Genomic DNA, 14664 nt, shown 5'->3' on the forward strand with positions numbered 1-14664 from the left:
ATGTTGAATGCGATTAGAAAAAACGGCTTAACACTGGCTATCTTTGCTTGTGCATCAACCGGTGTCGTTGCCGTTACTCAGTACCTGACGAAAGATCAGATCTTGCGCCAAGAACGCGCACAGCTGCAAGCAACGCTAAATGAGGTCATCCCTCATGAACTGCATGACAACGAACTATACGCCGCTTGCACCTTGGTCAGCGATCCGGCACTTGGTACCACGGCAGCGCAGCCCGCTTACATTGCCACCATCAACAATGAGCCAAAAGCTCTTGCAATTGAAACCATCGCACCAGATGGTTACAGCGGCGCAATCAAGCTCATCATTGGCGTTGATGTAGACGGAACTATCTTGGGTACGCGAGTATTAGCGCACCAAGAGACACCAGGACTGGGTGATAAAATCGACCTTCGAATCACTGATTGGATCTTAGGTTTCTCTGGCAAGCAAGTGACCGAAGACAACCTGAATGAGTGGGCAGTCCGCAAAGACGGCGGCCAGTTCGACTCGTTCACTGGCGCAACTATCACGCCAAGAGCGGTGGTCAATGCGGTCAAAAATACCGTGGAATACGTGAACAACAATCGCGACTCCATTTTAAACCAGCCACGTAACTGTGGAGGTGAGTAATGACAACCTCAAAAGAACTTCTTAAAAATGGCATGTGGGATAACAATCCAGCTTTAGTACAGTTGCTTGGTCTCTGTCCTCTGCTTGCGGTTTCATCCACCGTAACCAACGCCTTAGGCTTAGGACTCGCAACACTATTGGTATTGGTTGGCTCCAACGTGACAGTCTCTTTAGTTCGTGACTACGTGCCAAAAGAAGTGCGTATTCCGGTGTTCGTAATGATCATTGCAGCGCTAGTAACCTGTGTTCAGCTATTGATGAACGCATACGCCTATGGCCTTTACTTATCATTGGGTATTTTTATCCCGCTTATCGTGACCAACTGTATCATCATCGGCCGTGCAGAAGCGTTCGCATCTAAAAACGCGGTTGGCCCTGCTGCTCTCGATGGTTTTTGGATGGGCATGGGCATGACCTCTGCGCTTGTTGTGCTTGGTGCGATGCGAGAGTTAATTGGTAACGGTACCCTGTTTGATGGTGCCGACCTGCTACTAGGTGACTGGGCGGCAGCCCTTCGTATTGAAGTGTTCCAGTTTGATAGCCAGTTCTTGTTGGCATTGTTGCCACCAGGGGCGTTTATCGGCGTTGGCTTCCTGATTGCTCTCAAGAACGTCATCGATAAGCAAATCGAACAGCGCCAACCAAAACAAGAAAAACCAGAGATTGAACGCGCTCGCGTTACCAACTAAAGCTTTTCATGCCCGAGATTTTCGGGCATTTTTATAATAAAAATACACTGGATACTCAGACACTGAGTACAAGCAATCAGCGGAAGAATTAGTCAGCAAATGAACAACACCAAAAGAAAAGAGATTCTAGAGCGGCTTCGCGAAAACAACCCCAAACCAGAGACTGAGCTCAACTGGAGCTCGCCATTCGAACTGCTGATAGCGGTTCTACTATCGGCGCAAGCAACCGATGTCAGTGTTAACAAAGCTACTGATAAACTCTATCCCGTCGCAAATACACCGGAAGCTATGCTAGCGCTCGGTGTAGATGGCGTGAAAGAGTACATCAAGACGATTGGCCTGTTTAACTCAAAAGCCGAGAACGTCATCAAGACTTGTAAGATCCTCATCGAAAAGCACGGCAGCGAAGTCCCAGAAAATCGTGAAGCGTTGGAAGCGCTACCTGGTGTGGGCCGTAAAACCGCCAACGTGGTACTCAACACCGCCTTTGGTTGGCCAACCATCGCGGTAGACACTCATATCTACCGCGTCTCAAACCGCACTAAATTCGCGATGGGCAAAACCGTCGACGATGTGGAAGAGAAATTACTCAAAGTCGTTCCAAAAGAATTTAAGCTTGATGTGCATCACTGGTTGATCCTTCACGGACGCTACACCTGTGTCGCCCGCAAACCGCGCTGCGGCAGCTGCATTATCGAAGATCTCTGCGAATTCAAAGAAAAAGTCTATCCAGACAATTAATATTAAGGAGCAATGTTATGTCTAACGGCCGTATCCTTCACACTATGCTACGTGTAGGTGACCTAGATAAATCTATCTCGTTCTACACCGACGTCATTGGTATGAACTTGCTGCGCAAAAATGAAAACACCGAATACAAATACACCCTAGCCTTCTTAGGCTTTGGTGATGAGTCTGAAGGTGCAGTGATTGAGCTAACGTACAACTGGGGCGTCACCGAATACGATCTAGGTAGCGCCTATGGTCACATCGCTATCGGCGTAGACGACATCTACACCACATGCGACGCCATCAAAGCTGCAGGTGGCAACGTCACCCGCGAACCGGGTCCTGTAAAAGGCGGCACGACGCAAATCGCCTTCGTCAAAGACCCAGATGGCTACATGATTGAGTTAATTCAAAACAAAGAAGCCAGTGCTGGCCTTGAAGGTTAAGTGCTGATTTAGCCGAGCTGAAATGAGAAAGCCAGTGGACATTAACCACTGGCTTTTTAGTACCTCTCTCCAAGTAACCAAAACTTGCAAGTTCCCACTCTTTCCCCAACATAAAAGAACGTTCTCTACTTGAACGCCAAGGCCTACTACCTTACTGACCAATCCAACTTAGGGGGAGTTAGAGTGGATATAGATCGTCTATGTTCAAGTGGCTTTCTGTGTCTTAGATATATGTGAGCCAAGTAAGCCTTTAAACGAATTGAGTGTTATGTTCAAACTGGCTAAAATAGGCGATAGAATTTACATAGAGTTTCGTTAGGTTAGCCTAATCATGTCTAAGCTCTAGCCTATGTTGTCCCAGATCGTTTTTATCCTGTAAAGGATTAGCTGCTAGCTTAGTACCACAGCGTCTTAAATTGAGTGATATAGATTATGAATAATAGAAAGGTCATTTTAAGCCTACTGTAGTGGTCAACAAATTCCGGACACTAACTTAAGCCGATTTTCGGCAGTAACTGGCGATAGCCCATCATTTGCTTGATGAGGCCGTTGCCTATTGTAGTAATCCATCAAGTAATAGCTGATATCCTTCTTTGCCTGAGTTTGGGTCAGGTATCCAGTAGCTGGTATCCATTCGGTTTTTAAGCTTCTAAATAGCCTCTCCATAGGAGCATTATCCCAGCAGTTACCTCGACGACTCATGCTCTGAGTTATGCGATATCGCCAAAGCCTTTGACGGTATTTAAGGCTACTGTATTGGCTTCCTTGGTCTGAGTGGAACATCACGTTGCTAGGCCGTCCTCGTTGTTCCCAAGCCATATCCAAAGCTTTGCAAGTCAACTCTGCGTTGGGTTTGTCTGATAGCGCCCAACCCACTACTCTGCGACTAAATAAGTCGAGTACAACAGCCAGATAACTCCACTTTGAACCGGATCAGATGTAAGTAATATCGCCACACCAAACGTCATTTGGAGTGGAAACTGAGAACTCACGCTTCAATCGATTGGGGATATCTGGTCGCTCTAGCTTAGCTTGCTTATAGCGATGCGAGCCTGGTTGTTTGCTCATCAGCCCGGCTTCTTGCATAAGCTTGCGTACTTTGAAGCGTCCGACATCGAAGCCTTCAGACTGCAGCATAGAAGCAAGAGTCCGACTTCCGGCAGAGCCACGACTCATGTTAAAGAGCTGCTTAACTCGGCTGACTAACCGAATACGATTGGCATCCGGCTTTCGTTGTTTAAACTCGTAGTAGCAGGAAGAAGCTACATCGAACAGCTCACAAAGAACTTTGACCGGTTCATGCTCCCTCAACTGGTCAATTAGCGAGAACGTTCGAGTTCGTCCGACATTAAGAGAGCTGTGGCCTTTTTTAGTATGGATTTTCTCTTTCCAAGCGATTAATCCTAGCTTCTAACTCTTGGATCTTCTGCTGTTCTGGCGTTAGAGCTTTAACCGCTGGCGTTTCTCCGCCGCGCTCAATCTTTAGTTGATCTACCCAGCGTCGTAAGGCCGTATCGCCGATATCTAAGGATCGTGCCGCCTCAGATATTGAGTAACCTTGATCAAGAACCAAGCTTGCGGCATCTACTTTGAACTCAGGAGAAAATGTACGTCGTTGTCGTTTTGTCATTGAACACCTCATTTACGGTGGAGACTTTACCACCTAATTTGGTGTCCGGGATCATTAAACCACTACACAAGCTCCTCTAGCACGGCTTGAGGATTTTTTTTGGCCTAATTTCTTTTTCATGATCCGCTCGTCTTAGAAGAATTCAAAGACTTATTGCTTTATTCGTATTGAAAAAATCAAAACCAGAAACATCGAATTGCATTGACAAAAAACCAGCAGCCTCACAACCACTGGTTTCCGAATCTCCAATTACAAACAGACCTTACACCTCAGTCCGCCCAAACGAAATCACCACCCTTTGGTTCTTCGCTTTACCCACTGGCGATGCATTACTCGCGATAGGCCTGCGCTTACCATAACCCTGCACCTGAATGCGGTCTTTCGGCAACCCTAAAGAGTGGAAGTAGTCCTGTAAAATCGTCGCACGTTTTTCCGATAACTGCTGGCTTTCACTCTTCGACTCTGATGAATCAGTAAACGCAGAAACTAAAACTAAATCAATATCTTGGTTAAAGCGCACGTACTCAGCAATCTGCTGCAAACGATGTTGCGAGGTCTTATTGAGCTGCTCACTATTGCGGTCATAGTGCAAGATAGTGAAAGAAATATCTTCAAAGCTGTACGGAAGCAAGTTGGCGACACAATCACTAAACACGTTGTACTTAGTCTGGAATAACACAGAAGATAGTGACACTTCGATGCGCTCGTCTCGGCTTTGCCAATCTTGGTAGCTAAACGTTGGATAGCGACCTTTTTCAAGTTCACTCAGGATGCTCCAAGCGGCTTGCCCACCTACGTAACCGTCGAACTGTTTAAAGAACTGCAAGTTGGTGATGCGGTCAGCACTGTCACCAGGACGCCATGGTGGTGGCATCGACACTAAACTTACATTGCGCGTTTCCCCCATCGAGCGGCGCATTTTAAGTTCAAAATCAAGGTTCTTCTTTTTGCTAGCGCGAGCGACGAATTCCGCATCGCCAAAGTTTGGGATCGGATGTACAAGGCGGCACTCAAGCGGTGTGTTACTTACCATTTCCCACTGCGACTGAGTGGGCGTTGCCACATAGCGCTTTTCCATTGCCGCATCCGCCGTTGGGATTGCCAGCGTAGGTAGGAGTAATGTGGTAAGTAAAGCTTTTAATTTCATACAGATAGATAACTCGATAGCATTTGCATTAGCGGCATGTCCTTGCCGCCAAAGCATTTAGATGGATCTCCGTATAGGTTATTGCAATTTCCCCGCCAACATAGCGCTTATGAAAAACAAAGCGCTCGTTTCCTGATGGCGCATCTCAGACAAGTTAGACTCTGACTACTTTTTGTACCGACTTTGTTCAACCAATATCTTAGACGAACCTTAGTTATTGAACCAAAGCCATGAGCGCTTGCTATCAATAGCCGTATAGAAGGCAAATTAAATGCCCGGTTTAGTTTTTTATGCTGACATAATCTGCAATAATGCCTGCTTCGTCACACTTGAAAACTCAAACATGTCTGTAGAAAACGAAGCACTTACCCTAAAAAAGCGATTCCGTGGTTACTTTCCCGTTGTTGTCGACGTGGAAACAGCAGGTTTTAATGCTAGCACTGATGCGTTACTGGAAATTTGTGCCATCACTTTAAAGATGGACGAAGAAGGTAACCTTGAACCTGCCACTGTGATGCACTATCACATTGAACCATTCGAAGGCGCGAACTTAGAAAAGGAAGCGCTGGAATTTAACGGTATTCGCGACCCATTCAGCCCACTTCGTGGTGCGGTGTCGGAGCAAGAAGCGTTAAAAGAGATCTACAAAGTGATTCGAAAAGAGCAAAAGCAACACGATTGCAGTCGCGCCATCATGGTGGCGCACAATGCGAACTTCGATCACAGTTTTGTGAGTGCGGCGAATGAACGTGCCAAACTTAAGCGCGTTCCGTTCCATCCGTTTGCTACCTTTGATACTGCCACTTTGAGCGGTCTCGCCTTTGGTCAAACGGTATTGGCAAAAGCTTGTAAAGTCGCAGGAATGGAGTTCGATAACAAGGAAGCCCACTCGGCTCTTTACGACACTCAAAAGACGGCTGAGCTGTTTTGCCGAATCGTCAACAAATGGAAGGCTCTTGGTGGCTGGCCGATTGTTGACGACAACCAAGAATAAACAAACACACATTTTTTAGAGATTATTATGAATCCTGTCGTTATTTCCGTTTGCATCATGCTGCTGCTCGCACTGATGCGCGTTAACGTTGTCGTTGCGTTAACATTCAGTGCCATTGTTGGTGGTGTCGTATCTGGTATGTCTTTGACTGATGCTGTTAGTGCCTTTGAAGGCGGCCTCGGCGGTGGTGCCACTATCGCACTTAGCTATGCGATGCTAGGTACCTTTGCTGTCGCAATTTCGAAATCTGGTATTACTGATCTACTTGCACAGAGCGTTATTAAACGCATCCATGGCAAAGAGAGTTCAGCAGGCACAACGGGTCTTAAATATGCGGTTCTTGTTGCGCTTATCTTAGTGACTATGTCGTCTCAGAACATTATTCCAGTTCATATCGCCTTTATCCCAATTTTGATCCCACCTTTGTTAGGCGTATTTGCAAAACTTAAGCTGGATCGTCGTCTAGTAGCGTGTGTGCTGACCTTTGGTCTAGTGACGCCTTATATGGTATTGCCTATTGGCTTTGGTGGTATCTTCCTAAACAACATTCTGCTTAAAAACCTGCACGACAATGGCCTTGAGTCAATAACAGCGTCACAAGTACCAATGGCGATGTTGTTGCCAGCTGCTGGCATGATCACCGGTCTTCTAGTGGCTGTGTTAGTTAGCTACCGTAAGCCTCGCGAATACGCAGAAACCGAGCTAACACAAATTGATGAAGAGCCTTCGCACATCAACAAAAAGAACATTGTTATTGCAATTGCAGGTATCGTTGCGGCTCTCGCTGTTCAACTAACCTCTGGCTCAATGATCATTGGTGCACTGGCTGGCTTCATGGTGTTCACTTTCGGCGGCGTGATCGCATGGAAAGAGACGCAAGATGTGTTCACTAAAGGTGTACACATGATGGCGATGATCGGCTTTATCATGATTTCAGCAGCAGGCTTTGCTGCAGTAATGAAACAAACTGGCGGCGTTGAAACGCTGGTTGAGGCACTATCAACAAGCATCGGTGACAACAAGCCACTTGCAGCACTGCTAATGCTGATTGTTGGTCTTCTGGTCACTATGGGTATTGGTTCTTCGTTCTCGACGATTCCAATCATTGCAACGATTTACGTGCCTCTAGCACTTGCATTTGGCTTCTCGCCAATGGCAACAGTAGCCCTTGTTGGTACTGCAGCTGCACTCGGTGACGCCGGTTCACCAGCTTCTGACTCAACCTTAGGTCCAACGTCTGGCCTAAACGCAGATGGTCAGCACGAACACATTTGGGAAACCGTGGTACCGACCTTTGTCCACTACAACATCCCACTGATTGTATTTGGTTGGATTGCGGCGATGGTGCTGTAGTCATACTCGCTTTGAGTAGATCCCTGCCTACGCAGGGATGACGTTCCGTAAAAAAAAGGCTTGGTCAATGACCAAGCTTTTTTGTCTCTTCTAAACCAAGACTATTTCTTTGCTTGTCTTGCTTCAAACGCTGCTAGCTGTTCTGGCGTTGCCTTTGGTTGATGGTTGGTTTTCCATTCATCGTAAGTCATACCGTAAACACGTTCGCGAGCGTCATCAATGTCTAAGTCCAATCCAGCGGTTTCTGCTTCGGCTTTATACCACTTGCTAAAACAGTTACGGCAAAACCCTGCCAAAATCATAAGGTCGATGTTTTGCACATCTTTATTGCTGTCTAGGTGCTCTAGAAGGCGACGAAATACCGCAGCGTCGAGCTTATCTTGTTGCTCTTGAGGTAGATCTTTATATTTGAAATCAGCCACTCTACTTTCCTTTTATTGTTGGTTTTTCTTCCTCCATCCTAACCAACAAACAAAAAAATGCCCAGTCGAAACTGGGCATTTATGACCTATGCGTCGTTTAACTCACCATGACTGGTTCGCGCTTTCACATCGTGGCTAAGCGCTTTATTTAGCTCGGCCTCAACGTGACCTGGCGATTGAGTGCGCGCCGATATCAAACGATACATCGCTGGGATAACGAACAAGGTAACCAAGGTCGCAAACGCCATACCGAAGAAGATGACCGTACCTACCGCGACACGGCTCTCATAGCCCGCCCCTGTCGAAAGGATAAGCGGGATTGCACCTGCTAGCGTAGTAAAGGCCGTCATCATGATTGGACGTAGACGTCTCGCCGAAGCGTCAATGATGGCTTTTTCAAACTCAATGCCTTTGTCGCGAAGCTGGTTCGCAAACTCAACAATCAAGATACCGTTTTTGGTTACCATACCGATAAGCATGATCATGCCGATCTGACTATAGATGTTTAGCCCTTGTTGCATGATAACCATACCCAAGAAGCCACCAAATACACCCATAGGCACGGTAAACATCACCACTAGCGGGTTCACAAAGCTCTCAAACTGAGCCGCAAGTACAAGATAAGCAACCAGTAGTGCCAAACCAAAGACTACCAAGATACTCGATTGATTCTCTTTGAAGTCTTTCGACTCACCAGCATAGCTCACCGAGATATCCCCCGGCAGCATCTCAATAGCTTGACTGTCCATAAAGTCCAGTGCTTCACCCAAGGTGTAACCATCGGATAGGTTAGCCTTGATGGTAATCGCTTTCTGCTTATTGTAGTGCGACAAACGCGTCGAGGACGCCACTTCTTCAATCGACGTCACTGCATCAAGTGTAACAAGCTCACCGGATTTGGTTCGCATGTAGATTTGGCTTAAATCGTTGGCGTTATTAAAGTGATTCTCATCGCCGCGCAAATACACGTCGTACTCTTCACCGCGCTCAACATAGGTCGTTTCAGTTTTACCACCTAGCATGATTTCTAGCGTATCGGAAATATCTGCGACACTAATACCGAGCTCAGCTGCACGCTCACGATCAATGGTTACCACCAGCTCAGGAGTTTTCTCGGAGTAATTCGTGCTTGCCCCCTCCATATATGGCGATTCTTCCGCTGCTTGCTCAAGTTTTTCCGCCCATGTTTGTAGTTCAGAGTAATCTGAGCCACCAATCACAAACTGAACAGGCTCACTAGAACCACCCCTAAAGCCAGGCATAAATGGGTAAACTTTAACATCGGCAATACCCGCAAGTGCTTGTCTAGCTTCACCGAGTGCTTCAAGCGCTGTTACATCTCGGTCATTCCAGTCTTCTAGAATCATAATTACGAAACCAGTCTGGTCACCAGCATTACCGCCAAATGCAGGGGACTGAATACTAAACGACTTCAAGAAGCCTTGTCCAAGCAAAGGCATTAGCCTCTCTTCAACGATGTCCATGTTCGCTGCCATACGGTTATAGCTGGTCGCGTCGGCACCACGAACGAAGGCAAAGATTACGCCTCGGTCTTCTGATGGAGTTAACTGCGCAGGCACCTGTTGCATCAGTTGGAAACTGCCGCCAACACAAGCGATGATAACAATCGGTGCTACCCAGCGAAGCTTGAGGGCTTTCGCCAACGCCAGCTTGTAACCGCGTTCTAACTTTTTAAAGCCACGATCGACAAACTGTGTGAAGCGGTTTGGCTTAACATTCGCTTTTAGGATCGTACTGCCTAATACTGGTGTTAGCGTCAAGGCAATCAGTGAAGAGAAGATCACCGACATGGCTAGCAACACCGAGAACTCGGTAAACAGCAAGCCAATCATCCCGTCCATAAACGAAATAGGTAGGAAAACCATCACCAGTACCAAGGTGGTTGCTATAACCGCAAAACCAACTTCTCTAGTTCCCTTATAGGCCGCTAGCAGCGGAGATTCACCACGTTCAATATGGTGGAATATGTTCTCGACAACAACGATGGCATCATCCACGACTAGGCCGATAGACAGAATAAGTGCCATCAAAGTAATCAGGTTGATAGAGAAGCCAAAGAAATAAGCTGCGATAAATGATGAAATCAATGAAACGGGTACCGTCACCGCCGGAATCAACGTTGCTCGAGCCTGGCCAATGAAGATATAGAGAACCAGAATAACCAAGCCGCCAGTGATAAATAACGTGTTGTAGACCTCAGAGATTGAGCGATCGATAAAAACAGTTGAGTCGTAATCGATAGCCAATCGAGTGCCATTTGGCAGGAATTGCTGCAACTGCTCAACTTCTTTATGAACAAGATCAGCCATTTCTAGCGGGTTGGCATCAGACTGAGGGACGATACCCATACTGACGTTGACGACACCATCACTCTTAAAGGTAGAGTTTTCGTTCTCGGCACCGACATAGACATCAGCGACATCTTTTAGATAGATAGGTGTATTGTCACTTGCTCGCTTTACTACCAAGTACTCAAAGTCGATTGGTGTATTATAAGCACGAGCAGTACGTACCGACATCACTGTCGCATCATTACGCACTTCACCACCCGGGCTTTCAATGTTCTCGGTTCGCAGTGCCGAGGTAATATCAGACGTCGTCACACCTCGCCCAGCCATGTAGGCAGGTTTCAGTTTGATGTACATGACCTGATATAGACCACCAGAAACATCAACAGAACTCACGCCGCTTATTAAACTAAAGCGATCGACCAAAACGCGGTTAACGTAGTCGGTCAGCTGAGTACGATCCATTTCCGATGAGCTAAGGTTGATATAGACCGAGGCCTCACCACTACCATTGTTTTTGAAAACAAGCGGATCATCCGCTTCATCAGGGAGCGAGCGCTGCGCACGAGCAACCGCATCTCGAACATCGCTGACACCCGTGTTTAGGTCATAGCCGAGTTCAAACGTCACCGTAATACGGGACATGCTGTTACGCGTCGTCGATTCAATTTCGTCGATACCGCTTATGCCTGATAACTGGTCTTCGATAACCGACGTTATCTGACTCTCGATAATAGTGGCTGACGCCCCTTCATAGCGAGTAGAGATAGAGACTACAGGGTTCTCGATATCCGGCATTTCTCGCACGGCGAGTTTGCTAAACGACACGATACCGAACACACAGAGCAGCAAGCTCAGAACGATAGCCGCTACCGGACGTTTAACGGAAACATCAGATAACAACATTAGCTGGCTTCCTTATCCGTTGGCTTTTTGTTGCCTTTCATGCGAGCAGCACTTGGCTCACCATTCGCGTTGACTTCAGAGACGGAAGCACCATCGCGCATGTTAACAATGCCCTGCACCACAATGCGCTGACCAATTTCAATCCCTTTCTCAATCACAACTTGGTTACCCACACGAGCGCCCAAGAAAACTTCAGTGCGATGGGCTTTATTGTTATCGTCGACAACATACACGTAGCGTTTAGTGCCTGAATATTCCAATGCTTGAACTGGGATAATTGGCGCTTCAATTGGTGGGAACTCCATACGAGCCTGTGCCAGCATACCTGGTTTTAAGCGGCTGTCTTCGTTTTCAAAATGAATACGAACACGCAGGTTCAGCGTTTCTTGATTCACGCGAGTATCTATCGCAACAACTTTACCGGTGAATACTCGAGTGCCCCATGCTGCAGTAAGCGCGGTAACATCCATACCCCTCTCGAGCATTGGAAGATAGCTTTCAGGAACTTGAAGATCGAGCTGCATCGTCGATAAGTCATCTAATGTCAGCAATTCAGTACCTACATTCACTAACTTACCGCGGCTGAAATCAATAAGACCCACTGTACCTGCAAAAGGAGCTTCTATATAAAGATCGTTGAGGTTGGCATTAGCCGCATCTAGACGCGCGTTACCGATATCAACAGCGGCCTTCTGAGCATCGATTTCTGTTTTGGTAATCGCGTTGCGATCAACTAAGCGTTCGAACTCAGCAAGGATACGCTTTTGGTCACGGACGTAAGCGCTTGCTTCTGCAACCGCCGCGAGCGCTTTGTCGTCGTTCAATTGGACAAGGAGTTGTCCCTTTTCAACGGTTTGGTTCGCGGTAACCTGAATGCGGTCGACAATGCCATTGACTTCAGAAGAGATAATCACCGATTCGTCAGCTTCTAATTTGCCGACAAGAGACAGTGACTGGGAAACTTGATGAATGGCAACTTGCTCAGTCACGACAGAAACCGCCCTAGCGCCAGCCTTTCCTTTGGCTAAGGTTGCTGGTGAAACACAGAGAATAGACAGTGCCAGCAAACCCATTATGGTTTTATTTTTCATTGTGTGTGTCTTTTAGTGTAAAAACTATGGATATTCTAGCGAGTTATACGCCCTATAACGTCAAGAAGTGTAAATGTTAACGCGCTAATCTATTTACAATTGTGGCTAATCTTTTTTAACCGTGTTGGCGTAGAACCACTATAACTCCCTGCTGTTTAAATAATAATGACTAAAAACACGCTTTTTAGCCGTCTCTGCCCAAAAAGGCACCATTCAGTTCAAAATCAGCAAAAAAGAGTTTACAGTCATACGCAGTTTGTTATGATGCGCTCCGAACTTGAGGGATGTGTTGGGAAAACATCAAACAAGTATAAAACCCTGGGGGGGTTCCCGAGTGGCCAAAGGGAGCAGACTGTAAATCTGCCGGCACTGCCTTCGATGGTTCGAATCCGTCCCCCCCCACCACATTTTGTTAGTTGATGATGTCAGCTAACCAACTTGAATCGACGCGTTGGGAAAACATCGACCAAGTATAAAACCCCTGGGGGGGTTCCCGAGTGGCCAAAGGGAGCAGACTGTAAATCTGCCGGCACTGCCTTCGATGGTTCGAATCCGTCCCCCCCCACCATATTTTGTTAGTTGACGATATCAGCTAACCAACTTGAATCGACGCGTTGGGAAAACATCGACCAAGTATAAAAACCCCTGGGGGGGTTCCCGAGTGGCCAAAGGGAGCAGACTGTAAATCTGCCGGCACTGCCTTCGATGGTTCGAATCCGTCCCCCCCCACCATATTTTGTTAGTTGACGATATCAGCTAGCCAACTTGAATCGACGCGTTGGGAAAACATCGACCAAGTATAAAACCCCTGGGGGGGTTCCCGAGTGGCCAAAGGGAGCAGACTGTAAATCTGCCGGCACTGCCTTCGATGGTTCGAATCCGTCCCCCCCCACCATATTTTGTTAGTTGACGATATCAGCTAACCAACTTGAATCGACGCGTTGGGAAAACATCGACCAAGTATAAAACCCCTGGGGGGGTTCCCGAGTGGCCAAAGGGAGCAGACTGTAAATCTGCCGGCACTGCCTTCGATGGTTCGAATCCGTCCCCCCCCACCATACAAAAGAAAAACCGACTCGCTTGAGTCGGTTTTTTCGTTTCTGCTGTTGGCTAATTCAACTACAGTAAATAGTAAATAACTCAAACATCCCAACAACGACTCTATCCACCTATGGATTCACGCCCGTGTGGTGAATCGAGATCCAATTCAGGCCCAAGCGGCACTACTTGCGTTGGGTTAATTCCCGTGTGACTAAAGTAATAATGACGCTTGATATGATACATATCGGTTGTTGCACTCACCCCTTCGACTTGATACAACTCTTTTAGATAGCCTTGAATGTTCGAGTAATCCGCAATGCGTTTTTTATTACATTTGAAGTGACCAACATATACAGCGTCAAAGCGAACCAAGGTAGTAAACAAGCGCCAATCGGCCTCGGTTAATCGATCACCGACGAGATAACGCGACGTTGCTAGGTGCTCTTCGATCTTATCTAGAGCATCAAACAAGCTATGGAATGCTTCTTCATAAGCATCTTGAGAGGTGGCAAAACCGCAGCGATACACGCCATTGTTGATGTTGGGATAGACAAACTCGTTCCAGTGATCAATGCCAGCACGCAGTGATTCTGGATAGTAGTCGTCATGATTTCCGGTTAATTCGTTGAACGCGGAGTTAAACATTCGAATAATTTCAGAAGATTCGTTGCTTACTATGGTGTTGGTTTTCTTATCCCATAATACAGGCACAGTAACTCTACCAGTATAATCAGGCTTCGCTTGAGTATACACCTGGTGCATTTTGGTGAATCCAAACAGAGGCTCTGGAAGACCAAACGCCCAGCCTTCTGATAGCATATCGGGGCAAACGACAGTGACATCAATATGCGGCTCAAGCCCCTTAAGTGAACGGAATATCAGAGTTCTATGTGCCCAAGGACACGCTAACGACACATAAAGATGATAACGGCCAGATTCAGGTTGAAACTCAGCATCCGCTCGATTCTCAACCCAGTTGCGAAAACCAGCGTCTTCACGGACAAATTTACCACCAGAGGCTTTGGTGTCATACCAAACATCGTGCCAAACACCTTCTACTAATTTCCCCATGACTCTGTTCCTCTTTATCATTTGATGATTCAAAGTATAGAGCGAAGCAAGTTGGAACTTGATAGGAAGGGTTTAACTATGTCGTTCAAATTCTTTGAATAACTAGTGATATAGGAAATGGTTTCCGGATTTCAGATACAAAAAAAGCGCGACCAAACATCTCGTCGCGCTTAGGCCCGTCACAGGCTGAAAATAGCTGCCCTAAC

11 protein-coding genes, 5 tRNA genes and 1 pseudogene are annotated in these 14664 nt (G+C 46.8%); 11 read left to right on the top strand and 6 right to left on the bottom strand.

All coding sequences use genetic code 11. The features are described from left to right. The 4 genes from rsxG to gloA all read left to right on the top strand — a co-directional run bounded on the left by rsxG (position 1) and on the right by gloA (position 2494). Complete coding sequence (gene rsxG, locus PG915_RS11670; RefSeq protein WP_353496681.1) at positions 1 to 630, top strand: electron transport complex subunit RsxG; 630 nt, start codon at positions 1 to 3, stop codon at positions 628 to 630. Next, positions 630 to 1319 (top strand): electron transport complex subunit E, encoded by a 690-nt coding sequence (locus PG915_RS11675; protein WP_112480530.1) that lies wholly within the window; start codon positions 630 to 632, stop codon positions 1317 to 1319. The genes rsxG and PG915_RS11675 overlap by 1 nt, the downstream gene beginning before the upstream one ends. 99 nt (positions 1320 to 1418) lie before the next feature. Continuing rightward, positions 1419 to 2060, top strand: coding sequence for an endonuclease III (gene nth, locus PG915_RS11680; RefSeq protein WP_112480531.1), 642 nt, complete (start codon positions 1419 to 1421; stop codon positions 2058 to 2060). Positions 2061 to 2077: 17 nt separating this feature from the next. Further along, positions 2078 to 2494: a lactoylglutathione lyase gene (gene gloA, locus PG915_RS11685; RefSeq protein ID WP_353496682.1), complete on the top strand. Its 417-nt coding sequence runs from the start codon at positions 2078 to 2080 to the stop codon at positions 2492 to 2494. A gap of 471 nt (positions 2495 to 2965) precedes the next feature. Here gloA and PG915_RS11690 read toward each other — a convergent pair. Continuing rightward, positions 2966 to 4124 (bottom strand): annotated as a pseudogene (locus PG915_RS11690) (IS3 family transposase). Between the two features lie 262 nt (positions 4125 to 4386). Continuing rightward, positions 4387 to 5271 (bottom strand): flagellar protein MotY, encoded by an 885-nt coding sequence (gene motY / locus PG915_RS11695; RefSeq protein ID WP_353496683.1) that lies wholly within the window; start codon positions 5269 to 5271, stop codon positions 4387 to 4389. 343 nt (positions 5272 to 5614) lie between these two features. Here motY and rnt point away from each other — a divergent pair, with 343 nt between their 5' ends. Together rnt and PG915_RS11705 are read left to right on the top strand one after the other, a co-directional pair. Next, positions 5615 to 6265 carry a ribonuclease T gene (gene rnt / locus PG915_RS11700; RefSeq protein ID WP_353496684.1) on the top strand — a complete coding sequence of 217 codons (651 nt, stop codon included), beginning with the start codon at positions 5615 to 5617 and terminating at the stop codon, positions 6263 to 6265. Positions 6266 to 6292: 27 nt separating this feature from the next. Then, positions 6293 to 7618 carry a Na+/H+ antiporter family protein gene (locus PG915_RS11705; RefSeq protein ID WP_353496685.1) on the top strand — a complete coding sequence of 442 codons (1326 nt, stop codon included), beginning with the start codon at positions 6293 to 6295 and terminating at the stop codon, positions 7616 to 7618. A 101-nt stretch (positions 7619 to 7719) separates the two neighbouring features. Here the strand turns inward: PG915_RS11705 and PG915_RS11710 are convergent, their stop codons facing one another. The 3 genes from PG915_RS11710 to PG915_RS11720 all read right to left on the bottom strand — a co-directional run bounded on the left by PG915_RS11710 (position 7720) and on the right by PG915_RS11720 (position 12346). Then, a complete protein-coding gene (locus tag PG915_RS11710; RefSeq protein WP_042502329.1) occupies positions 7720 to 8040 on the bottom strand; it encodes a DUF1244 domain-containing protein in 321 nt (106 codons plus the stop codon). An 86-nt stretch (positions 8041 to 8126) separates the two neighbouring features. Next, the gene (vexH, locus tag PG915_RS11715; RefSeq protein ID WP_353496686.1) at positions 8127 to 11255 is read right to left on the bottom strand and encodes a vibriobactin export RND transporter permease subunit VexH; all 3129 of its coding nucleotides are present in this window, start codon (positions 11253 to 11255) and stop codon (positions 8127 to 8129) included. Then, positions 11255 to 12346 (bottom strand): efflux RND transporter periplasmic adaptor subunit, encoded by a 1092-nt coding sequence (locus PG915_RS11720; RefSeq protein ID WP_353496687.1) that lies wholly within the window; start codon positions 12344 to 12346, stop codon positions 11255 to 11257. Before PG915_RS11720 ends, vexH begins: the two co-directional genes overlap by 1 nt. Before the next feature lie 320 nt (positions 12347 to 12666). Here PG915_RS11720 and PG915_RS11725 point away from each other — a divergent pair. The 5 genes from PG915_RS11725 to PG915_RS11745 all read left to right on the top strand — a co-directional run bounded on the left by PG915_RS11725 (position 12667) and on the right by PG915_RS11745 (position 13404). Next, positions 12667 to 12751: transfer RNA gene (locus tag PG915_RS11725), tRNA-Tyr, on the top strand. Positions 12752 to 12829: 78 nt separating this feature from the next. Beyond that, a tRNA-Tyr gene (locus PG915_RS11730) sits at positions 12830 to 12914 on the top strand. Between the two features lie 79 nt (positions 12915 to 12993). Further along, positions 12994 to 13078 (top strand) — tRNA-Tyr (locus PG915_RS11735). A gap of 78 nt (positions 13079 to 13156) precedes the next feature. Continuing rightward, positions 13157 to 13241: transfer RNA gene (locus PG915_RS11740), tRNA-Tyr, on the top strand. A gap of 78 nt (positions 13242 to 13319) precedes the next feature. Further along, a tRNA-Tyr gene (locus PG915_RS11745) sits at positions 13320 to 13404 on the top strand. A gap of 103 nt (positions 13405 to 13507) precedes the next feature. On the opposite strand, the gene PG915_RS11750 is transcribed toward PG915_RS11745, so the two are convergent. Continuing rightward, positions 13508 to 14458, bottom strand: a complete 951-nt coding sequence (locus PG915_RS11750; RefSeq protein WP_353496688.1) for a glutathione S-transferase family protein — start codon at positions 14456 to 14458, stop codon at positions 13508 to 13510. Between the last annotated feature and the right edge of the window lie 206 nt (positions 14459 to 14664).

The organism is Vibrio sp. CB1-14 (assembly GCF_040412085.2).
GTDB classification, from domain to species: Bacteria; Pseudomonadota; Gammaproteobacteria; order Enterobacterales; family Vibrionaceae; genus Vibrio; species Vibrio chaetopteri.